This window comes from Marivirga arenosa, assembly GCF_030503875.2.
GTDB classification, from domain to species: domain Bacteria; phylum Bacteroidota; class Bacteroidia; order Cytophagales; family Cyclobacteriaceae; genus Marivirga; species Marivirga arenosa.
The window spans coordinates 342216-366309 of sequence record NZ_CP129968.2 but is presented as its reverse complement, the minus strand read 5'-3'; the positions used below and the strand labels follow the sequence as shown (position 1 = coordinate 366309).

The 24094-nt window shown below is 32.3% G+C and carries 15 protein-coding genes; 10 read left to right on the top strand and 5 right to left on the bottom strand.

What is annotated here, in order from left to right:
- Positions 1–312 precede the first annotated feature (312 nt).
- From QYS47_RS01565 to QYS47_RS01545, 5 genes are all read left to right on the top strand, one after another.
- Entirely contained in the window at positions 313–2121 is a 1809-nt protein-coding gene (locus QYS47_RS01565; RefSeq protein ID WP_322347477.1) for a tetratricopeptide repeat protein, read from the top strand.
- Positions 2122–2232: 111 nt separating this feature from the next.
- Positions 2233–3465 carry a DEAD/DEAH box helicase gene (locus tag QYS47_RS01560; RefSeq protein WP_322347476.1) on the top strand — a complete coding sequence of 411 codons (1233 nt, stop codon included), beginning with the start codon at positions 2233–2235 and terminating at the stop codon, positions 3463–3465.
- Positions 3466–3537: 72 nt separating this feature from the next.
- Positions 3538–5280: a M14 family metallopeptidase gene (locus QYS47_RS01555; protein WP_322347475.1), complete on the top strand. Its 1743-nt coding sequence runs from the start codon at positions 3538–3540 to the stop codon at positions 5278–5280.
- A 143-nt stretch (positions 5281–5423) separates the two neighbouring features.
- Positions 5424–6236, top strand: coding sequence for a J domain-containing protein (locus QYS47_RS01550; RefSeq protein WP_322347474.1), 813 nt, complete (start codon positions 5424–5426; stop codon positions 6234–6236).
- Positions 6237–6573: 337 nt separating this feature from the next.
- Positions 6574–8178 (top strand): sensor histidine kinase, encoded by a 1605-nt coding sequence (locus QYS47_RS01545; RefSeq protein ID WP_322347473.1) that lies wholly within the window; start codon positions 6574–6576, stop codon positions 8176–8178.
- Between the two features lie 166 nt (positions 8179–8344).
- On the opposite strand, the gene QYS47_RS01540 is transcribed toward QYS47_RS01545, so the two are convergent.
- Together QYS47_RS01540 and QYS47_RS01535 are read right to left on the bottom strand one after the other, a co-directional pair.
- Positions 8345–10819 (bottom strand): DUF5916 domain-containing protein, encoded by a 2475-nt coding sequence (locus QYS47_RS01540; protein WP_322347472.1) that lies wholly within the window; start codon positions 10817–10819, stop codon positions 8345–8347.
- Positions 10820–11015: 196 nt separating this feature from the next.
- Positions 11016–11906 (bottom strand): SMP-30/gluconolactonase/LRE family protein, encoded by an 891-nt coding sequence (locus QYS47_RS01535; RefSeq protein ID WP_322347471.1) that lies wholly within the window; start codon positions 11904–11906, stop codon positions 11016–11018.
- Between the two features lie 65 nt (positions 11907–11971).
- Between QYS47_RS01535 and QYS47_RS01530 the strand changes: the two genes are divergently transcribed.
- Positions 11972–12655 carry an arylesterase gene (locus tag QYS47_RS01530; RefSeq protein ID WP_302128386.1) on the top strand — a complete coding sequence of 228 codons (684 nt, stop codon included), beginning with the start codon at positions 11972–11974 and terminating at the stop codon, positions 12653–12655.
- A 4-nt stretch (positions 12656–12659) separates the two neighbouring features.
- Here QYS47_RS01530 and QYS47_RS01525 read toward each other — a convergent pair whose 3' ends face one another.
- On the bottom strand, positions 12660–12917 hold the full coding sequence (locus QYS47_RS01525) for a hypothetical protein (protein WP_302128387.1): 258 nt from the start codon (positions 12915–12917) through the stop codon (positions 12660–12662).
- 195 nt (positions 12918–13112) lie between these two features.
- Between QYS47_RS01525 and QYS47_RS01520 the strand changes: the two genes are divergently transcribed.
- Positions 13113–16067, top strand: a complete 2955-nt coding sequence (locus tag QYS47_RS01520; RefSeq protein WP_322347470.1) for a DUF2723 domain-containing protein — start codon at positions 13113–13115, stop codon at positions 16065–16067.
- A gap of 303 nt (positions 16068–16370) precedes the next feature.
- The gene (gene rlmB, locus QYS47_RS01515; RefSeq protein ID WP_322347469.1) at positions 16371–17147 is read left to right on the top strand and encodes a 23S rRNA (guanosine(2251)-2'-O)-methyltransferase RlmB; all 777 of its coding nucleotides are present in this window, start codon (positions 16371–16373) and stop codon (positions 17145–17147) included.
- A 7-nt stretch (positions 17148–17154) separates the two neighbouring features.
- Here the strand turns inward: rlmB and QYS47_RS01510 are convergent, their stop codons facing one another.
- Positions 17155–18288 (bottom strand): DUF6340 family protein, encoded by a 1134-nt coding sequence (locus QYS47_RS01510; RefSeq protein ID WP_322347468.1) that lies wholly within the window; start codon positions 18286–18288, stop codon positions 17155–17157.
- Between the two features lie 71 nt (positions 18289–18359).
- On the opposite strand from QYS47_RS01510, the gene QYS47_RS01505 reads away from it, so the two are divergent.
- Together QYS47_RS01505 and QYS47_RS01500 are read left to right on the top strand one after the other, a co-directional pair.
- Complete coding sequence (locus QYS47_RS01505) at positions 18360–19262, top strand: 1-aminocyclopropane-1-carboxylate deaminase/D-cysteine desulfhydrase (protein ID WP_322347467.1); 903 nt, start codon at positions 18360–18362, stop codon at positions 19260–19262.
- A gap of 68 nt (positions 19263–19330) precedes the next feature.
- The gene (locus QYS47_RS01500) at positions 19331–23401 is read left to right on the top strand and encodes a T9SS type A sorting domain-containing protein (protein ID WP_322347466.1); all 4071 of its coding nucleotides are present in this window, start codon (positions 19331–19333) and stop codon (positions 23399–23401) included.
- Between the two features lie 64 nt (positions 23402–23465).
- Here the strand turns inward: QYS47_RS01500 and QYS47_RS01495 are convergent, their stop codons facing one another.
- Positions 23466–23849 (bottom strand): hypothetical protein, encoded by a 384-nt coding sequence (locus tag QYS47_RS01495; protein ID WP_322347465.1) that lies wholly within the window; start codon positions 23847–23849, stop codon positions 23466–23468.
- Between the last annotated feature and the right edge of the window lie 245 nt (positions 23850–24094).

Genomic DNA, 24094 nt, shown 5'->3' with positions numbered 1-24094 from the left:
TAAGTGAATAGTATAAGTGTAAAAAAGTTAGATCTATCTACACCTTCATCCACACAATCTATATACACAGAAGTTATTCAAAACTTATAAACAAAAAATCTAATATATGTTAATTCACAGATTTTCAGAAAATTAAAAGTGGATAAGCATATTAATTATCTACATTTAATATACAGAAGACAGAAGAAATAAATAAATGAATAAATTATCCACATATCAACAAGACTAACAATAGATAATAGTTTATATATATTTAAATAATATAATATTATGTGTGTGGAGAAAACTAAAAGTGTATTCTAAAAAATTGAAATGAGATATATCATTTTTACATATTTCTTAATTGCAACAACTATAAGCTTTGCCCAATCAAACCAAGAAATAAGATTGGCAGATGCTTATTATAAAGACGGAGAATACGAAAAGGCAATATCTATTTATAGACAGCTGGCGGAGTCTCCGCAAAACATTGCTTTTATCCACAAAAATTATCTAGAACTTTTATACGCAAAACAATACAATAAAGAAGCTGAAGATTATCTGAAATCTATTAATAAGATTTATCCAAATAACATCAGTTATCAAGTCGATTTTGTGGATTACTATATTACCGTTAATGACAGCGCAAAAGCAGAAAAATATTATGATAAAATTGAAACCAATGTTCTTGAAAATTTAGCCAACCTTAGATCAGCTGCTCAATTTTTTATTAACAAACAACATAGAGAATATGCAGAAAGACTGTATTTAGCAGCTAGATCAATAATGAGGGATCCTAATGCATTTGCCATTCAATTAGCGACACTCTACCGCTATACGAGTCAAAAAGATAAAATGGTAAACGAATACCTAAAATATGCGCTAGAAAGACCTAATAATATACGCTATGTGAAGAATATGCTGCAGCTCTCATTGACAGAAGATGAGGAGCTACAAGCTTTTGTGGAAAAGATTATGGATAAGCTGCAAAATTCAAATGAAAAGGATATGTATGCAGATCTATTAATTTGGGCCAATTTACAATTGGAAAATTTTTATGCTGCTTTTATTCAGGCTCGGGCAATTGATAAGCGAAACCAACTTCAGGGTGAAAATAGTTTAGAAATTGGAACTCTTGCTTTTGAAAATGGAGAGTATGAAGTTGCTGAAATGATTTTTTCTTATGTAGTGGATAACTATCCAGATTCGAGAAATTATATAAAAGCAAAACAGATGGTTATTAAGGCTCAGGAAATAAAAATTAAAAATCAATTTCCTATTGATACCACTGCAATTCGAGAACTGGTTCATTCTTATGATAACCTCATAAAGAATATCGGACTTTCATATTATACTTTAGAAGCTTATAGACAAAAGGCATTGCTACATGCATTTTATCTAGAAGAATTTGATACCGCTATAAATATTCTTCAAAACATAATTAATTATCCTAATGCTGATCGAGATATCATTGCAATTTCAAAACTAAACTTGGGAGATATATTTGTTATTATTGAACAACCATGGGAATCTGTATTGCTTTATTACCAGGTAGAAAAAAGTCATAAAAATGAAGATTTGGGTGAAAATGCAAAATTGAAAAATGCTAAACTTTCATTTTACAAAGGAGAGTTCAAATTAGCCCAAGAACATCTAGATATTTTGAAAAATGCTACTAGAAGAGAGATAGCAAACGATGCTATGGACTTAAGCATCTTAATAAAAAACAATACTATTCTAGATTCTACGCAAAAGGCGCTTCGCGCCTATGCAGATGTAGATTTGATGCTGTATCAAAATAAATATCAACGAGCCCAACAAACTTTGGATAGTCTGATTATTGAATATCAAGAACATCCTATCTTAGATGAGTTGCTTTGGCTTAAGGCAAAAAGAAATAAAGATATTGGCCTTTATGATGAAGCCATTGATTTGTTAAATACCATAGTCAATGAAATGCCATATGATATTTTAACAGATGATGCGCTTTTTGAAATGGCAGTAATTCATGAAGAATTACTTCAAAATAATGAAAAAGCGAAAGAATTGTATCAAATTCTATTGCGCGATTATCCAGGGAGCATTTTTGTAGCAGAAGCTAGAAAACGATTTCGAAATTTAAGAGGTGATTTTGTTAATTAAATTAATAAAGAGTCTTTTATCCAGTCTTAATGTCTACCTTTGATTTTTTAATTGACATATCTAACAGTTCCTATATTTAATTCATTTGATGGGAACAAAATTTCCCAACATATGAAATTTACAGAACTTAATATTATTGAGCCTATTTTAAAGGCTTTAGAAAAACAGAATTATTCGGAACCCACCGCCATCCAGAAAAAAGCAATTCCTATACTACTTGAAGGAAATGATATAATGGCGACTGCACAAACCGGTACGGGAAAAACTGCTGCTTTTGCAATTCCAATTTTGCAATTATTAGAAAAAGGCGATTCAAGACCTTCAAGTATAAAAACACTTGTTCTCACCCCTACAAGAGAACTAGCTATTCAGATTAAAGAAAGCTTTGATGATTATGGACAATTTTTGACTAGTAAGAATGCTGTGATTTTTGGAGGTGTAAATCAAAAAAGTCAAGTTGATCAAATCAAAAAAGGAGTTGATGTTTTAATTGCAACCCCCGGTAGACTTCTTGACTTAATGAATCAAGGCTATATTGATTTGAAGCATATTCAATATTTCGTTTTGGATGAAGCAGATAGAATGTTGGATATGGGTTTTATTCATGATATTAAAAAGATCATCAAAGTATTACCACATAAAAGACAATCTTTATTTTTCTCAGCTACTATGCCAAAAACAATAGTTGAGTTATCTAATCAAATCCTGAATAGCCCCACTAGAATTTCAGTAAGTCCTGTTTCATCAACTGCTGAAACAATTCAACAGCAGTTATACTACACCAATAAATCCACCAAAAAAGATTTACTATACCATATTTTAAAAGATTCTTCTTTAGATCAAGTTTTACTTTTTGATAGAACTAAACATGGAGCGGATAGAATAGTAAGGGATTTAAAAAAGAAGAATATTACAGCCGCTGCAATTCACGGAGATAAGGCACAGAATCAAAGACAAAAAGCCCTTATCCAATTCAAGGAAAAGAAAATTCGAGTATTAGTAGCTACAGATATTGCCGCCAGGGGAATTGATATTGATAAACTGCAATTTGTAATCAACTACGATATTCCCAATGTAGCAGAAACCTATGTACATAGAATAGGCAGATCGGGCAGAGCAGGAGAGTCAGGACTCGCCATTTCATTTTGTGAGCCAGAAGAAAATGAATACGTCAAAGAAATTGAAAAGCTCATCAAACAAAAAATTCCTGTGGTTAATAAAAACCCTTTTCCACAAACTGATAAGCCCATGACTACAGCCGAGAAAAAAGAGTTTGAAAAAGAAAAGCAAAGAAGGAAGCAAGAGTTTTTTGCAAATAGAAAGAAGAAACAGAATAGAAGATAGAATTTTTATTGCCGCAATTCATTCTTCTAAACTGGATTTAGTAATTTTATCATTAAACCTAAAATTTACTATATGTCACGAATTATCTTGATTGCATTATCACTTTTTATTTATTCAAATCTTAGCGCACAAGAATTAATTACAACATATGAAAAATCAGGTGGTAGTGAAACCGCTACCTACCAAGAGACAATTAGTTATTATAAAAAATTAGCCAAAAAGTATCCTCAAATCCATATTCAGGAAATGGGTTCAACCGATAGTGGGGAACCTCTTCATTTGGTTATTTTTAATAAAGACAAAAAATTCAAATTTTCAGATCTGGAGAAATCTGAAAAACCAATTCTGTTTATCAACAATGGCATTCATCCTGGCGAATCGGATGGAATTGATGCATCCATGATGATGTTGCGAAATTGGGCCCAGAACATCAGCCAGTTTTCATATTTAGATAGCTTAATTGTAGCGGTTATTCCAATCTATAATGTAGGTGGAGCATTAAACCGTAATAGTACTACAAGAACCAATCAAAATGGACCGAAAGAATATGGATTCAGAGGAAATGCTCAAAATTACGATTTGAACAGAGATTTCATCAAGATGGATTCGAAAAATGCATTTGCCTTTGCGAATATATTTCACAGTCTGGATCCTGATGTATTTATTGACACTCACGTAACCAATGGATCGGACCATCAACATGTGGTAACAGTCTTAACCACTCAACATAACAAATTAGGTGGTGAATTAGGGAATTATTTACAAATGGAATTTGAACCTATGATTTTTTCAGAAATGGAGAAACGAAATAGAAATCCAATCAAATATGTGAATGTTCACGGCTGGTCACCAGAAAATGGATGGAATCAATTTTGGGATGCTCCAAGATATTCCACAGGATATGCTACATTATTTCAGACTTTCGGTTTTATGACTGAAGATCATATGTGGAAAGATTATAAAACCAGAGTTGAAAATGTGTATGATTTTTTAACCATTGCTTCAGAAATAAGCGCAAAAGAAGGAGAAAAGATTCAGGCCTTAAAAAGGCAAGATCGAGAAGATTTATTAGAAGCGGATAGTTTGCCAATAAGCTGGGCCATTGATAAGGATGAGTTTGAAATGTTAACATTAATGGGATATGAGACCGATCAACCTATAAGTGAATTAACTAAGAATCCATTATTGACTTATAACAAAGAAGAAAAGCTGGAAAAAGAAGTTCCGTTTTATAATGTGTATAAAGTGGATAAAATGGTTAAAGTTCCAGATTATTATGTAATACCTCAAGCTTGGTATCGAGTAATTGAGAGATTACAAGCTAATGATGTAGAATTAGAAAAAATTAAAAAGGATACTTCCTTTAATGTTGAAGTGTACCATATTGAAGATTTTGAAACGAGAAATAACCCTTACGAAGGACATTATTTACACTATTCTACAAAAGTTAAAAAGTCAGAAAACGAAATAAATTTTAGAAAAGGAGATTACTTAATTAACACAGCTCAATTTTCTAGAAGATATATAGTTGAAACGCTAGAACCGGAATCTCAAGACTCATTTTTTAACTGGAATTTCTTCGATACTATTCTTCAACAAAAAGAGAATTTTTCTGCTTATGTGTTTGAACCAATGGCTAAAGAGATTCTAGCTAATATGTCTGAATCTCAACAAAAAGAGTTTTATGATTTACAAGAAAATGATTCAGCATTTGCAGCTAACAATTATGCCCAGCTTGACTGGATCTTCAAAAGATCTGATCATTACGAAAAAGCGCATAAAAAATATCCCGTTTATAGGTTATTTGTAAAATGAAAATGGGATCAATAATTCCATTCATTAAAATTGTAATCATTACCTTAATCGGAATGTTGATAGGTTATCTGCTTGGAAATATTTCATTGTTTACAGGAATAGCTTTTGCTCTTGGATTAGGCTTTTTTTATATCAAAAAATAAATGAGCAAAAATCATTTAACTTATAATCAAGCTATAGAAATTCTTGAGTTGCAACATAATGCAACAACGGATGAAATTAAACTTGCTTATAGAAGGCTTGCTAAAAAATATCATCCTGATATTTATAAATTGGATAATGGTGAAAAATTCAAATCAATTTCACAAGCCTACGAATTTTTAAATCAAAATCCTTATCCACCGATACAGGGTCTAAAGAATTCTAGACCAAATTCAGGATCTCAGAGCAAACATGAATATAGGAAAAGGGCGTATTTTGAAAAAAAGCGAAAGAAACAGGCTGAAGAAAAAGCTCAAAAAGAGCAAATGTTTAAATGGTTATTCAAAAAGATAAAGCCTATTTTAATAATCTTTTTATTATTCAATATAACATTAGCGATTGATTTCCTTCTTCCCTATCAAAATCAAAAGGTTAGGGTCATTAAAATTAAAACTGATTATTTTAGAAGTAGAAATTACAGCAGCACAAAAAAGGTTTATGATTATGCATTGCTTTTAGATAACGGCAATAAATTTCGAATTGGAACCAAAGAAATCTCAGTAATAAATATAGGCAAAACACTGGAATTAAAGAGAACTAGTATTTTCCACGAACCAATAAAATTAAAAATATCCGATGATAATTATTTAATACCAGAATATGGCCTATTTCAAATTTTTGGATTATTAATACCAGTAAATTTATTGTTGATAATAGTTTATTTCCGCTTTCTAAAAAATAATGATATTAAATTAACGATTGCCTTATTATTAATTATTACAACTTTAATTCAATTGTTCCTTTTCATTTTGTAAAAAAATTGAGGCTTTTAGATATTGTTCCTTTAAGTGGTGAAAATAGTAAGTTTTAAGAAGCTCATATCAGTTCTTATTTATTGAAATATTAAATAAATTTTTTTTAAAAAAAGTCTCCTCTTTCCAATTTCATCAAGCTGAGGAATAAATAACTCTTCCTTTTGTCAATTCAATGGGAGAATTATGCTTCTGGCATTCGGATATTTTGAATTAGCTTTATATTAAATATTTCATAATAAAAGTTTTTATTATTAAATTCATATCAGCTGTAAAAACACATTTGAACTCAAAGACGGGAAATAGGATTTATGTAATTGTTGGCATCATTTCAATGTTAATGATTATTAACATTTTGCTTATCAGACAAAATGGGAAGACTATTCAGAAGAATCAAGATATTTTAAATACATCTCAGGAGATTATCATTAATGCTGAAGAGATAGTTGAAATTCTACACTTAATTGATGTAGGAATTAGAGGCTATTACATTTCAGGAAATAAGTTTATGTACCAAAGTCCTGCGGATTCAGCAAAAAGAAGAATTGAAAAAACATTTAATTTTCTAGATCAAGAATTAGACAATCAATTTTATGCTCTAGAAGAATACTCCATAGTTAAAGATACTGTAAATTATTATTTCAAACTCGTTTCTGAAATAGATCAAGCACTAGAAAATGGAAACAAAGAAAAGGCTAAGAGTATAATTTTGCAGGATCAAGGCTATCCTGTTTGGTTAATCGCAAATTCTTTCTCCAATAAATTGAAGGAGTATGAACTTAATATTCAGAAAAAAGCGACCTATAATTTCCAAAGAGCTGTTAATACTTCATTTTGGTTACAAATAATACTATTTATAATAGCTTTACCAACCCTGTTATATGCAGCAAGATATGCAGTCCGCTCTTTAGGACTGTCCGAAAAATTAAGAGTTGTTGAGTCCGAAAAATCCAATATTTTAAAAGAGCAGAAGGAAAAACTAGAACGTTTAGTTAGGAAAAGAACTGACGAAATTTTAGCTCAGAATGAAGAGATTAGAGCTCAGAATGAAGAAATATCTTCACAAAATGACGTGATTCTCTCACAAAATGAGGAAATGAAAGATTCTCAAAGGTTGATTGAAGAGAAAAATGAAGAGTTAACACTACAGAATGATATTCTCAATAAGGCTAAAATAACAATTGAAAAACAACAAAAGTTACTGGAATTAAAAAACGAAGAACTTACAGAAGAGGTAGCCAAACAGAATAAAAATTTAAAAGAAACCAATTTAGAACTCATTAATCAAATTAATAAACTTCAACAGTTTGGCTATATCGTATCACATAATTTAAGATCATCAACTGCACGGCTTTTAGGGTTGTCAAATTTAATTGATAATACATCAGGATCAGAAAGAGAAAATATCATTGAATTAATGAAGCAATCATCTGAAGATCTGCATGAATTGATCAATGATGTGAGTATGATATTATTGATACAGAAACCTATAACTAAAATTTTAGAAGAGGTTGATATAAGGGAAACAATCTCGAAAGTCAAAAACATTTTGAAAAATGAGATTGATAATACCTCAGCAGTTATAAATGAAAGTTATCAAAATAAAAATAAATTAAAATCTTTACCATTATACATAGAAAGCATAATCTATAATTTAATTTCTAATGCTATAAAATACCGTCAAAAGAATCTTAATCCACAGATATATATTAAGGTTAATGATTTTCAAAATAAACTTAAGATAGAAATTGAAGACAATGGGTTAGGTATTGATCTTGAAAATAATATTGATAAAGTTTTTGGATTATATAAACGATTTCATTTTCATGTTGAAGGTAAAGGGCTTGGATTATATTTGGTAAAAACACAAATAGATGCACTAGGGGGTAAAATTGAGGTAGAGAGTAAGATAGGAAGGGGAACAAAATTTACAATTATTATCTAAAGAAATAGCGTTCCTAAATTGGCAATTCATTAAAATATTCCACAGAAGAAAGTACTCAAGAATAAATTGTTAATCCTGATAAAAATGCTAATCCAAATTTAGTTTACAAAAGCTCAATTGAAAGGGTAAATGAAAAAGGCTGGAAATTTTATAAAGCCTCTGTTTATTAACTCTTATTTAAAGCTAAATCCCTTTTAATTTGCGTGTAGTCTAGAAAATAAATAATCCTAATACTTAGATTTTGCTGGTGATCAGTTGAAATTACATTGTTAAAGTTTTCTGAGAAATTCATATCTACCATATTATTTACCTCTTGAACAGCATCTTTCCAAACCACATTAACAAAACTACCAGGAGCGATTTGCCAAGAATAGACAGCATCAATATTAAAGGCATTAAAATTAGTATCGTGTATTTCGTAATTATCCGAAGCTAAATCTTTCCCATCATAGGCAATTGGTTCAATATCCCCATCATTCGTTAAATTGAAATAGTTAAAATAATCAACTTTATTCCAATAGTGTCTTAAGCGGAAATTAAAACCCATTTTATTATTGATGGTGTAATTGACACCAAGAACATTCGATAAAACATCAATGTCTCTTTCTCCAAAAACAATTTGTTCAACATCACCAGCTTCATTAGTAAAATGTTCAGCAAAACCGATTGAACTAAGCTGTTTATTTATTCTGAAATCATAATTAATGGAAAATTGATTATTAACTCTATAACGAGCAGAAATATTTATCCAATAATCGAACTGCTCTCGATCAGGAGCATTCCAGATTCCTACAGAGATATTACTCATTAAAGCTTTTCTGCTATCAGAAGAATATCTGAAATTAGTGCTGTAATTCCAGGTTCTAAAATACCTTGCTCCTTCTACTCGAGGTTCAAAATAATCATATGTTTTAGAAGGCCTGTACCTTAGGTTGAAAGAGAAGGTCTCAAAGTTTTTAGTTTGGGCCCAGAAGTCAGTCCAGGTTGAGAAATTTTGATATAGTTTAGGTTCGAATAACTGGCTATAATCCCCACCAGCCCAAATTCTATATTGATTGAACAATTCCGTAGGCTGAAATTGATTATATCCGAAAGAGGCAAAATGACTGATTTCATTTGGGCTTCTTAAAAAACCTAAATCATTTGGATTATAGGTATCGCTTTCGACATTTCTTCCAAGGTTGAACTGGTATTTACCACTGATTTTTGAAAAACCTAGATTATATTTATATCCCTCTTCATTGATTTCTTGAGGTTTCATGATATTATTATAAGCCCCGAAACCATCAATTTGGTAGGTATTCGTTTTATCTCTCAATCTAAAATCAGTTCCGATAACATTGGCATCATTTCCGCCATCAAATCTTTTTACATTGGTATTGATCAAACTGATATTACTATTATTTCTCAAACTTTGATCAACTACCATAATATTGAAGTTGGTAAGATCATCAACTTGCTCTATTCTTTTCTCTTTAGTTTCCTTATCATAAACTTCTGCAAATGTTCTATTGGTAACCGCATTAAAGAATCCAATTCCTAAACCATTTTTCGTTCTGCCAGTAATTTTGGAGGCATTTAACAAAGGAGCTTCTGAAGGGTAGGTGACTATAGAATCTTGCTCTTCTAATTCCAAATCTCCAAAACTTTGGCCAACTCTTCTTGAATAGAATAATCCACCTTTATTAAATAATTCTGTACCTTCCGTAAAAAATGCTCGGTTTTCCGCGTATTGAACTTCAAAGGGGCCTAAATTATAGATCACATTATCTGAAACGGTTTGACCAAAATCAGGAATCAAGGTCATGTCCAAAGTAAAGCTTTCTGTAAACCCATACTTTAAATCCATACCACCGGTGAAATCAAAATTTCCTCCTTCAGCATTTCTATTGTAATAGGCAGTAATGTATGGTGAAACTTGTAATCTAAGGGGAGGTTTGATACCTTTTAATCCAGTTAAAGTTCCAGATTGATTCACTAATCCATCAACAGAATTATCAACATAATTCCAAAATGAAGTTTCGTTTTTACTCTGGATTTTACGCATAAAATTAATGTTCCAATTTTGTTCAGGGTCTTTAGGAAAACGAATAGCAGAATATGGAATTTCAATTTCAACTTGCCAACCTTCTTCAGTTATAATTGCCGCACTATTCCAAACGGCATCCCAGTTATAATCATTTCTTCCTCGATTTATAAATATATCGGTTTGAACGCCAGCGGCACTAACTTTTAGGTAAAAAGCATTTTGTCCATTTTGGTAAGTGTCCAATATCACACCAAATTGATCAGTATTTCTATTATCGTCATCTCTTATGCCTAATTCTTGCTGAACAGGCTCACCGCTTTTATCAATCATTTTTGCGGCTATGTAGATTCCGAAATCAGTGTAGGCGGTTTTTATAAAAGTCTTTTCAGAAGAAACAGAACCATTTTCTGGAATAAATGTGATAAAATTAACTTTTTCAGTTTCGATATCTTGCCAAAATTCATCATCAAGTAAACCATCAATTTCGGGTGTAATATTTTCAACAAATTCAGTCTCCATTTCACGTGGAGACCTTTTTTCTTTATCTTTTGCGGAAATAATTACAACTGATAAAATATTAATAATCAGGAATACTGATATGTATTTGTGCATTATGCCTGTTGATTTTTTCTTTTAAATCACTTAAACACATAATTTTAACATATTTGAAAAGGAATTCATGTCAAAATTATATTAATCAAACTTAAACAAGATGGACGGTAAGAATACCCCGTTTTTGGAAGAAAGCTTACAGGCTTAATGAAACAGCTTAAAAGGAAGTTAAAGTCAAGTTTACTAATGCAATTACTTATTTTACTCCTTCCATATTAGTTTGAATTTTGTAAAGTGATTTTGAAGCAGTAATAAATAACTCATCATTATTCATTCCTCCAAAGCAGACGTTAGCAGTCCAGTCTTCGTTTATATCCAAATGTTGAATATGCTCACCTTTTCTATTATAAATATCAACACCTTTGCCCGTTAAATAAAGATTACCTTTTGAATCAAGAGTCATTCCATCAGAGCCTTGATTTGCAAATAACAATTTGTTTTTAACACTACCATCTGCATTCATTTCGTATCGATAGGTTTTTCCAGCGCCAATATCTGCAACGAATAATAAATTGTTTTTTGAACTGCCTATGATTCCGTTGGCTTGAACTAAACTTGAATCAAGTAAAACGACTTTTTTATTTTTAAAAAGATAAAAGGATTGATAACCTACTGTATCGTGAGCATTTTCCCAGTAAGGTCTTTGATAAATTGGATCTGTAAAATATAAGTTTCCATTTTCATGAATCCAAACATCATTGGGGCCATTATAAGCAACGGTTCCTGAATCATTCAAAATCACTTCTTTACTACCATCAAGCTTAAATTTCCACAATTGATTTTTACCATCAGCACAAGCCCATAAATTCTGATTAGAATCTATATATAATCCGTTTGATCTTCCAGATTGATTGGTAAAAACAGAGAGCTTACCTTCGGTATTATATTTGTAGATTTTGTTTTTCGGCTGGTCAGTAAAATAGACATTACCTTTAGCATCAGATGTAGGACCTTCCGTAAAATCAAATTGATTCGAAATTTTAATTAATTCCGCTGAATCAGATATAGGCAGATCAGCTCCCTTTTGGCAAGCACTAAAAAGAAGGATAATAAGAATTAGAATTAAGCTTTTGTTAAAATCAATCATTTTGTAACATTTTCCGTAATTTAAGCTTTTTAATGAAAATGCTTATCTCTAATTCAATGATAAATATGAGGTTTTATATTAATGTATTATTGTTCTCATTCCTTTTGGCTGTAGCCTCTTGTGCTTCAAATAATGAAAAAAAGAAAGAAAAAGTTGAAAATGAAGTAAGTCAGAAAGAGCCTGAAAAGGTAGAAAAGCAAAACAACATTATATTTTTTGGAAATAGTTTAACAGCTGGTTATGGTGTAGAGTCAGAAGAAGCATTTGCTGGATTAACGCAAAAAAGATTGGATTCTCTGGGCTTTGAGTATAATGTGATTAATGCTGGAGTAAGTGGTGAAACTACAGCAAGTGGTTTATCAAGAGTGGAGTGGGTAGTAAAAAGACAGCCAGTTGATATTTTTGTTTTAGAATTAGGAGGCAATGATGGATTAAGAGGAATTAAACCTGAAGAAACCGACAAAAACTTAAGAGCTATTATTGATAAAGTAAGATCAATACATCCAGAAGTAAAAATTCTATTGGCAGGAATGATGGTACCTCCTAACATGGGACAAGCCTATGCGGAAGAATTTCAAAAGATATTTCCACAAATTGCTGAAGATAAAAATGTTAATCTCATTCCATTTTTGTTAAAAGATGTGGGAGGAGAGGCAGAACTAAATCTACCAGATGGAATTCACCCAACGCCAGAGGGTCATAAAATTGTGGCTGAAACAGTGTGGGAAAATCTAAAGCCTTTATTATAATTTATTAAGTGATAGCGAGCAATAGAATTGCAAGCACAATAAGTGTAGTTGAAATTACTATAGTGATAATTCTGGATTTTCGCCTTCGATCTTCTCTAAATTTTTGAATCGCTTTGAAATCAAAATCTGCGTTCCTTTTGCCTTTAACACCCCTTACGTTTATGTATGGGCTATCACTCATCCGCTTTCTTTTATTTCGTAAAGCTCTATTTTGTTTGAATGAATCACTTCCTTGTCTAGCAAAGCCAGCACCACCTGTCATATAATTTTAATTTTGTTGCTTTTAATATAGCATAACTTTTTAAATATATTTTAATCTACAAAAGTAAATTTTTGGTACTTTAACTAAGAATTAAAAACTTCTATCGTTCGCAATCCTGAATTAATCTCTTCGTTCTAATGCCGTTAAGGATGAAATTTCTTATTTTCGCCTCTATTATAAAAAATACAACTATCTATGATGTCATATCAAAAGATTAACAACCTAAGTGGCTGGATTATATTTTTAATTGCTTCCGCTGTTTATATCTTCACTTTAGAACCTGTAGCTAGTTTTTGGGACTGCGCAGAATTTATTGCTAGTGCTTACAAACTGCAAGTTCCTCACCCTGCAGGGGCACCCTTATTTCTACTTATCGGTAGAATGTTTTCAATGTTTGTGAGCAGTGATGTAGAAGCGGTTGGCTTTGCAGTAAACTTGGTTTCTGCCCTAAGTAGTGGGTTTACCATATTGTTTATGTATTGGTCTATCAATCTACTTTCTCATAAAATTATGAAGATAAAGGTGGGTGAAGCCAACACTGGCCAGATGATCAAAATTTTTGCTGCGGGTGCAATTGGTAGTTTAGCCTTCACCTTTTCAGACTCCTTCTGGTGGTCAGCTGTTGAAGCAGAAGTTTATGCCATGTCATCTTTCCTAATTGCCTTAGTATTCTGGGCCATGTTGAAATGGGATATAATAGAAGATGAATCTACAGAAAATCGTTGGTTGATTTTAATTGCTTACATCATAGGTTTATCAATTGGAGTTCACTTATTAAATATAGTAGCACTTCCTGCATTAGGATTAATCTATTATTTCAAAAAATATAAAACGGTTACTTTTAAAGGGATCTTCTTTGCCTTATTAATCAGTAGTGCAATTCTGATTGTTATCTGGCAGTTTATCATTTTAGGAGTTCCTAACTTAATCGGTAAGTTTGAAATTTTCTTCATCAATACTGTTGGTCTACCTTTTGGTTTTGGAGCCTTAATATTTGGAATAATATTAGTGGGAGCTATTTCATACGGAATCTTCTATGCCATCAAAAATGAAAAAGTAACACTTCATACTTTCTTACTAGCCTTCTCCTTTATTTTGATAGGGTATTCATCGTACTTCATTGTAATGATCAGATCGAATTATAACCCACCGATTGATCAGAATAATCCTGAAAATGTGATGACCTTATTATCCTATTTAAATAGAGATCAATACGGATCAAGACCTTTGGTTCACGGTCAATATTTTGATGCGGAGGTTATTTCTCAAGATAGAGGAGATGCGGTTTACAGTAAGGGAGAAGAGGAATATGAAATAACAGATTATAAAATCACTACTCAATATGATCCGAAAAGAACCACTATCTTCCCAAGAATGTATAGTGGAGCACCGGGTCATCCTGAAGAATACAGAAGATGGACAGGATTAAGACCAAATGAAAAGCCAAATTTTGCGGATAACATTAAGTTCCTTTTCCGCTATCAATTAGGCCATATGTATTTCCGTTATCTGATGTGGAATTTTGCTGGTCGTGAAAGTGATATTGAAGGAGCAGGATGGAAAACGATGTTCCAGGATGATAGTGAAATGCCTGAAATTATGAAAGATAACAAGGCCAGAAATAATTTCTATATGTTGCCTTTCATTCTAGGATTGATTGGATTATTCTTCCAGTACAGAAAAGATGTTAAAGGTTTTAGTGTAGTGGGCTTATTCTTTTTCTTAACGGGTATAGCCTTAATACTTTATCTGAACTCACCAGCTACTGAACCTAGAGAAAGAGATTATATATATGCCGGATCTTATTATGCTTTTGCGTTTTGGATTGGCTTTGGAGTTATCGCTATTGCGAACTTATTAGAAAGGGCAATTAAAAACCCAAAACTTGCTGGAGCAGTAGCTGGAGTAATTTGTTTATTGGTTCCAGGAATAATGGCATCAGAAGGTTGGGATGACCACGACAGATCAGAAAGATATTTTTCTGTTGATGCAGCTAGAAATTACTTAGCATCATGCGAACCGAATGCCATTTTATTTACTGGAGGTGATAATGATACTTTCCCACTTTGGTTTGTTCAGGAAGTGGAAGGTTTCAGAACTGATGTTCGTGTAATTGTATTAAGCTATTTTAATACAGATTGGTATATCAATCAAATGCGTCAAAATTCTTATGATTCAGAACCGCTTCCATTGAGCTTAAGCAGAAAACAAGTGGCGCAAGGCGGAAAGAATGATTATCTGCCTTATATGGCGAATACAGGAATTTCCGGTGCCATTCCAATTGATCGTTATTTAAGCTTAATCAGAAGTGACAATAAAAGTTTAGAGGTGCCAACTTCAGTTGGAAGTTATAATATGTTGCCTTCTAAGCAATTAAGTTTAAAGGTAGATTCTGCACACGTGAGAAGTTTAGGAATTATTCCTGAAGACAAAGCCGATATGATGGTGGATAGAATGGTATGGAATGTAAAAGGAAATGGTCTTGAGAAAAAAGACTTAATGATTCTAGATATCATGAATGAAAATAATTGGGAAAGACCAATTTACTTCAACACTACTTCATTGAATGGTATTAAAATGGACTTAAGAAAATATGTAATTCAAGAAGGCTTAACGTATAGATTATTACCACTTGAAAGAGATAATGTGCAGGAAGAATTTGTCAACACAGAGGTTATGTATAATAACTTAATGAATGATTTCCATTTCACCAATACTACTGATCCGGATGTTTATTATAATGAAAACTATAGAAACTTCTTTCTAAATAATAGATCAGTTTATACTGCTTTAGCAAAATCAATGGTAAACGAAGGCGATAATGAAAGAGCTTTAGAGGTTCTTAATTATATAATTGAAAAAGTACCAAATGAAGTAGTTCCTTATGATATGACTGCATTAGATTATGTTCAGATTTACCTGGCAACAGGGAATGAAGAAAAAGCTAATGAAATTATTGATATTCTATGGGAGCAAAACTTTAATCAGTTTACATACTTGGTAAATCATGAATTGATTTATATGGGAAGAGAAAGACAAATTAGCTTCGCCATTTTAAGTCAATTAGTTCAAATCATGAGACAATATGGTATGAATCAAAAAGCGGTAGAATATCAAGATCAATTAAGAGTTTTATACGAAAGAATGTAAATTAAAAAACTATCGATTAATAAATAGCTCACAGAAATGTGGGCTATTTTTTTACAACTCAAACCTGACAACTTTCAAGTTTGGTTTTATCAGATTCTAATATTTATAATATTTACACCCCTATAATTCCCCAAGGGAATAGTTCCCCCTTTGAAGGGGGTTAGGGGGATGTAAAACTTTCATTTGAGCTTACTAATTTAGCTGCATATCTGAGACTCGTCAGGTTTAGTTCAATTAAAAAAGATTAAAATTAGCTTTTCACCTATTAGATTCTGAATTTTGTGTTTGAATATAAAATCAGATATGGCAGCATTTCATAAAAAACCCAAACTCAACGAAAAAGATTATATTTTTGGCACTCGTGCTGTCATTGAAGCCATTCATTCTGGCAAGGAGATGGATAATATCTATATCCAAAAAGATGTCCGAAATGAATTGGTTAGTGAGCTGATGGATTTATGCAAAGAGCAAAAAGTGCCTTTCACCAAAGTTCCGATTGAAAAACTTAATCGAATAACCAGAAAAAATCATCAAGGTGTAATCGCCATGGTTTCTGCAGTAAGCTATGCCTCATTGGATAATGTGATCAATGATGCTTATGCCAAAGGAAAAGATCCATTAATTCTAATTTTAGATAGAATTACAGATGTTAGAAATTTTGGTGCTATTGCCAGATCAGCGGAATGTGCGGGAGTGGATGCCATTGTAATTCCTTTTAAAGGGAGTGCTCAAATAAACTCTGATGCAGTAAAAACTTCAGCGGGCGCGTTACATTATATTCCTGTTTGTAGAGAAAATAATTTGAAAGGAACGGTAGAATATCTTCAGCAAAATGGTTTGCAAGTTGTAGCCTGTACTGAGAAGGGAACGGAGTTAATTTATGACATGCCAATGGCTCAACCTCTTGCCATCATCATGGGCTCAGAAGAAGATGGGATTAGTAATGATTTGATCAGAATAGCAGATCATTTAGCTAAAATTCCTATGACCGGAAAAATAGCATCACTTAATGTATCTGTTTCCGCAGCGATAGCAGTTTTTGAGGCGGTAAGGCAAAGGAGTATAAATACTAATTCTTAATTAATACTCAATTTTCCTTCATCTTTATTTTAATGGTAGGCTTATCCTGCTTTTCACCTCCGGTTTCTGGTTTTTGATCAGAATCTTTTTCAGGTAAACGTAATTGTTCATCTAAAATTTCTTCAGTGATCATTCTATTATTTAAGAGGCTGGCATAACTTCTACCTTTTTTGTTACCATAATCAACAAATGATTTTCCTGCCCATTCATGCGCTTTAAATAAATCGCCCATTATTTCGTATCCCAAAGCAATGTTGTATGCTAATCTTCCCGCAGTTTTACTATCGCTAGTTTTTCTCAGACCCATTTTCCAGCTTGAAATGGCATCTTCCCACTGGTTAACGCTAGCTTGCCTAGCCCCTTTTCTTAAATAACTATTTTTCTTTGGTTTTGCATAATAAGACCTAGAAACTCTAACCGGCATTGGAGCAATTTTACTTGCATATGTATTTCCAACAGAACGCGCTAAATATTTAGTGGCCTGAGATTTATTGACTAATTGAGCTAAAGCTTCTTTCAAGGAAGTAGCGGATGATTCCCAGGTTTTATTCGAAGTGTAAATGTCTTGATCAATAATGGTCCTGTTTTTGGCATCGTACAAACGGATACCAATTCTATTATTTCCTACTCCTTCAGCAAAAAACTCAGTATATTCTTCTTCCACCTCATTTCCATCTTTGTCTTTTACTTTTCTGGTATTTTTTCTTTTGCCATTGGTTACAATGAAATTGCTATCGAATATTTCTACTACTAATAAGGCATCTGTATTATATTTTCTGGTAAGCTGATCTACTTGTCTCCAATCTAATGGTTCGGGAAATGAGCCTAGTATATTTTGTCCCTTCAATCTTTCAGATGCTAGCACAACATCGAATCGAGGAGAAGCTCTTAAACTATTTTGAAGACTATTAAACATGGTCATTACGCCATCACGATCTTCATTAATCCCTTCTCCGGTTAATACTCCTTCAATTATACCAATAGCATCTTTTTTATAGGCTGTTCTATCAATTAAGGCAATGGACTGAATATCATTTGGAATGTTGATATCCGCAGGTCTTAAAGTATTGATCGAAACGGATTTCATACAAGAAGACAGTACTAGAGCGAGAAGGAAATAAAATAGGAAAAGCCTTTTCATATCATGAATATTAATTCAATAAAAATAGTATTTATATAATAAAGTTAGCCATTTAGCTATAATTTAGCTTCATGTCAGTAGAAAAATTCTTTTCGCCAAAAGATGTTCCTATTCAAAGAGTTCAGTTTGCAGGACTGATCTTTGATGTTTTAAGATTAGACAAAATTCATGCCGGTGCCTCAGGGAATAAGTTCTTTAAACTGAAATATAATTTCCTGGAAGCTGAGAAAAAGGGCTATAAGAATATTCTAACTTTTGGAGGAGCCTTTTCAAATCATATAGCGGCTACTGCCATTTCATCTGCTGCTTGCGGCTTTAATTCCGTGGGAGTAATAAGGGGTGAGGAGGTGGAAAACCCAACACTCAACTTAGCCAAAAGATATGGTATGAAACTTCATTTTATAAGTAGGGAAAAATATAAAGAAAAGGATGATCCAGAATTTATAGACAAACTAAAAACTCAATTTGATTATCCCTATATTATTCCAGAAGGCGGCACTAATGATATGGCTATAGCTGGAACTGCAGAAATCCATAATTTCATTCCTAAAGAATACAATTTGATAGCGAGCTGTTTTGGTACAGGAGGAACTTTAGGAGGATTAATTAAGGGAAAATCGGAACATCAAAATATATTGGGCTTTTCTGTTTTAAAAGGAGATTGGCCAAAAAAAGAAATCCAGAATCTTTTAGGTCAACAACAATTTCAGGACTGGGAAATCAATACTGAATATCATTTTGGTGGTTATGCCAAATGGAAGCCTGAGTTAATTGATTTCATTGAAGAGTTTTATGACAAAACGACTATACCTCTCGACCCCATTTATACAGGAAAATTAATGTATGGCCTTATGATGGAATGGAAGAAAGATAAAATCAATTCAGACCAAAAAATATTAGTGATTCATTCAGGAGGCCTTCAGGGAATTAAAGGCTTTAATGAGAGGTTTGGGTTTAAATTGGCAGAGAAATAGAACTTTTACCATAAAGTTTTAATATTGACAGCCAATCACATACATTTGTAGTTTGAATAACTATATATATGAAGAAACCTTTACTATTATTCCCCGCTTTTCTATTAATTCTTTCGTTTTGTTTTACCGTAAAAGCTCAAGTTCAAGAATGGCAAAGTATCCAAAGTTTTCCTGATTCACGTTCAGGAGCCGTAAGTTTTGTGATAGGAGATACTGCTTATGTTGGAACGGGCTATAATGGAACAAGCCATTTAAATTCATTTTATAAATATAATGCTGATGATGCCAACTGGCGATCGATTAATAACTTTCCGGGTGCTGCTCGTAAAAATGCTGTTGCTTTTGTGGCCGATGCAAAAGCCTATGTTGGAACGGGTACAGACGGCACCACTCAATTAAAGGATTTCTATGAATATGATCCTTCTACCGGAAACTGGAGCCCAATTTCAGACTTACCTGGTGAAATAAGAAACCAAGCTTCAAGTTTTAGTATTAACAATAAAGGCTATGTAGGCTTAGGAGGAAACGATACAGGTTCATTGAATGATTTTTATGAATATGATCCTGTAACTGGGGCTTGGGAAGCTATTGCTTCTTTACCAGAAAGTGAAGCAAGAAGTAGAGCCGTTGGCTTTTCAGCAAATGGAAAAGGATACATTGCTTCGGGTGTTGGAAGTATTCAGTTTTCAGGCATGTATTCTTATGACCCTGTAAGTGATAGCTGGTCAGAAGAAATTTTTGCGGATAGTAAATTAAGCAGTTTGCAGCAAAACACAGCTTATACAGATGCTGATGGATTAGTCCATATTCTTAATTCTGGCTCTACCAAAGAGCAAGTAGTTATAGACCCAACCGATAATACTTTAACCACAGAAGATGCTTATTTCACAGATGAAAGAAATGCTGGAGTTGCATTTTTCCTTAACGGAGAAGCTTATGCAGGAATAGGGTTACTATACGATGAGTTTGGAGATGCAATTGAAAAGAATAGTTTTCAAAAATTGGTGACTATTTACCCGCCTGAGGCACCTACTTATTTACACCAATATTTATCTTCATACTCCTCCGATATTGGCTGGTTCGATAATTCAAATAATGAGGATGGGTTTCTAATTTATTTGTCCGAAAACGACAATCAAAACTACGAAATTGTAGATACGGTAACGAGCGCCAATTATAAGTCCAGAGCTTATAAGTTTGACAACTTAAAAAGAAATGTAAATTATTATGTTAAAGTAGCAGCATACAATAAAGGAGGCGTAATAGAGTCTGATGAAATCTCTTTTATTCCTCTGTTTGAAACAGGGAAATTGAATACTCCGGAACTTTTAGAGGTAAGTGAAAATAAAATAGATTCTGGCAGTATAAAGATGCAATTTAATGTATTAAACAATGATATTAAAGCCAGAGTTATAATTGAAATTAGTTATGATGACGGTAGTACTTTTGAAGAGTTTTTGATTGGTGGTACTGTTTCTTTATTAGATACAAGATGGGACTCTTATCTTGACAGCAAATTTAAACAAGATGCTGACCTTTTAAAATTTCGTGTAAAAGTCACTACAGAAGGAAGAGAAGATTCAGACTATTCAAATATCATATCATTTGATACAGAGGAACTAAAACCCGAGGCTCCTCAAATATTAACCACTTTTATAAATTCAGAGTACCCTAAAGTCGATTTAGAATTTGTTTCATTCAACAACCTTGATAGTCTGAGGTTTGTTATTATGGTGAGTGATACTATATATGAGGAGTATTATGGTTTTTCAAATAGACCTAAGAGTCTTTCAATCTATGATAAAGATTCAATTAACATATTTGCTATTAATCAAAATGTATTTGGAATAGATACTTCAAATATAGTAAGAATCAATAAACACTTGTTAACTCCAACATTTACTAATCACAGACTTACTAGTAATAGTGCTGTAGAATTTGGTTACAGCTCCAATATCGATACTCTAACTAATACAGTTATAGAACGATCTATTGATGGAGAAAAATATGAGATAATTGATACTGTTAGAACGAGCTCTAAATATGAACGTGAATATGTGGATCCTACAGTTGAACCTAATACAAGATATTACTATAGATTAAGGAGTATTAATGAAAAATACACTTCATTATATAGCAAGCCGATCACAGCTAATAGTCAAAAAACAGCTTCATGGGATTCGTATAGAGAAAACTCATTGAGTGCAATCACGGATTCATTGGAATATTACAAAATTAGTAATATTGATCATTATGACGATAAATTATTCTTTGTTTCTACCTATACCAAAAAGGCATTTTATTTTGATTTAAACTTAGACAAGCTGATAAGTCTTCCAGATATACCATTAGACAGTGAAATGAAAGCTTTTTCTGAGGTGGCGTTTGCCAATTATAAAGCATATTTCTTTACGCCAGAGAAAATAGATGGCTCCACTTTAAAAACAATCTTTGTTTATGATTTAGAAAAATATGAATGGACGAAAGTAAATAGCAACATTAGTGCAGTGAAGTATGCGAGCCAGTTTGACGAAAATAAAATAGTATTAAGTATCGAAGAAGGGTCATATTCTTATGAAGAGTTGATAATCTTAGACACTAAAACTAATAAAATTGAATTTGTAAATTTATCTCTGGATAGACTTAGATATATTGGTAAAATAAAAGACTCTTTAATTGCAATCGATGCCGATAAGCAAGCCTATATGGTTGACAAATCATTTTCTTTTAAAAGAACAGTTAAAAATAACATTGAGCAGGTTCCTTATAAAAACTCTATTACTGAATTGAATGGTCAAGAGACTCAGATTTATAATGGAAGAATTTATAATATAGATTTTACAAAGCAGCCTTTTTTTGAAGAAAAAGAAGTAGCCAGAGTTACAGATGAATACGAGCCTACCAGTTTGGTTTTTTCCTATCAAGATACTCTGGTGTATATGCAACAATATGATCAAGGAGGCAGTTGGATAAACAACTTCTATTACAAAAATGATGATGTATTGAACCCCCTGGTTGGATTTAATGTTGATAGTGTTGGTTATGAAACTTTCGACATAAGTTGGGCGGATTCCCCTGATGAGGAGGCTTATATCGTAGAATGCTATAAGATTAGCTTTTTTGATAATAGCCGAACAGATATTAGTCTAGATACTTTAGAAGAGAACACTACTAGTTTTAGGTTTACTGGTTTAGCCCCTTCAAATAGATATGTTTTTAGAGTATTTCCTATAAAGGGGGAACTAGAAGGTGATGCAGGTGGGATATATACTCGTACTCTCGAGGTAGTTATTAATCCTCCTAAAAATATTCAGATAGAGCAAAATGTTGTAGACTCTTTAAAAGTTAGCTGGGAGCTAAGTGAGCCGACTAATATGGTTGATTCAATATATATTATGGATTATATAGAACACTCTACTCAAGACTGGTATCCATATAGAAACATATTGGAGATTAAAAGTAATGGTAAAAATCAAAGTTTAAATCTCTCTGTGCATAAAGAAAACAGCCCACAATTTGTCAAAATTAGAGCTTTTAATAAATGGAAAAGTAGTGATTTTGTATTTAGTGACACTATCTTAACCCACTTAAATTCTCCTCAAATAACTGAAGTAGCCTACTTCGAAAAAGAAGGAAAGTATCAGCTGGTAATTAATGATAAATCAGATTTTGAATCAAAATTTCATATCTACAAAAGATCAGCAGAAGGAGAACAATTTGAATTATTAGAGACCATAGAAGGAAACCAACCTAATGAGTTTACATTTGATGATTTCATTGATGATCCAAGTATTACTTATGAATATTATGTGCAGAGTTATTTAGTGGAGGATGATTCTGTTATTAATTCTTCTTTCCCTTCTAATATAGCTTCCACTGGTAATGCAGTTTTATCTAATACACCTTTAAAATCAGATGAGTTAAATATATTCCCTAATCCAGTTACAGATTATATTTCAATAACTAGCAATTTAAACATTCAATTGAAAGAGATTGAAGTGCTGTCTTTAGAAGGTAGATTGATTAAGATATTTAAAGGTTCTGAATCAATTGATGTTTCAGAATTAGAAAAAGGGATTTATTTACTTAAGATTAAAGCAAAATCCGGAGAAGTAATTAAACGATTCATAAAGGAATAGAAGCGGAAGAATATAAACCGTTTAATTCAAAAAAAAGCTCAGTAACTCCTGAGCTTTTTTGTTTCTATTCATCTAGCCATTTGTTGGCATCTTCCTCATTATCGAAATTCTTTTTCGGCATTCCCGTTTCCTTTGACACACTATCTAGCTGCATTTCTTGTCCACCCGAATTATGTAATTCAGCAACTTTTCTAATACCTGCATCAATAACTTTCTTTTGTGCTTTTGAATGTACATCTCTCACATCGCCAGGATGTATTTTCATTTCAGTTGCATCTGTTAAAAGAGTAAAACCAGTTTTTAATTTACCAATTGCTTTATCCCAGTCATTTAAATATCCTGGAATATCTTCTTTATTTCTCCAAAAGCCAATTATTTTTAAGTAGGCTCTGTTTTTGGAAACATCTACTTTAATAGAATATTGCTTATTTTCGGCAATTGTTATCATATTGTTAAAAAATTTGTTCAAACAATTAATCTTGTTTTCTTGAACTTTGTTACAAGAAAAACTTGCTTTTCGATTAACTTTCTATTTTAACAGATAAGCGTTTGAATTACATAAATTTAATTTTGATTTGCTTCGGCACACTTGTGATTTTGGGTTACATCAGGCCCTGGTGGGTGCTGTGGTGGAATGAGGCACCTAACCGGTTGAAGGTGCTTATTTATTATGGAATTCCTTTTTTGCTGGTG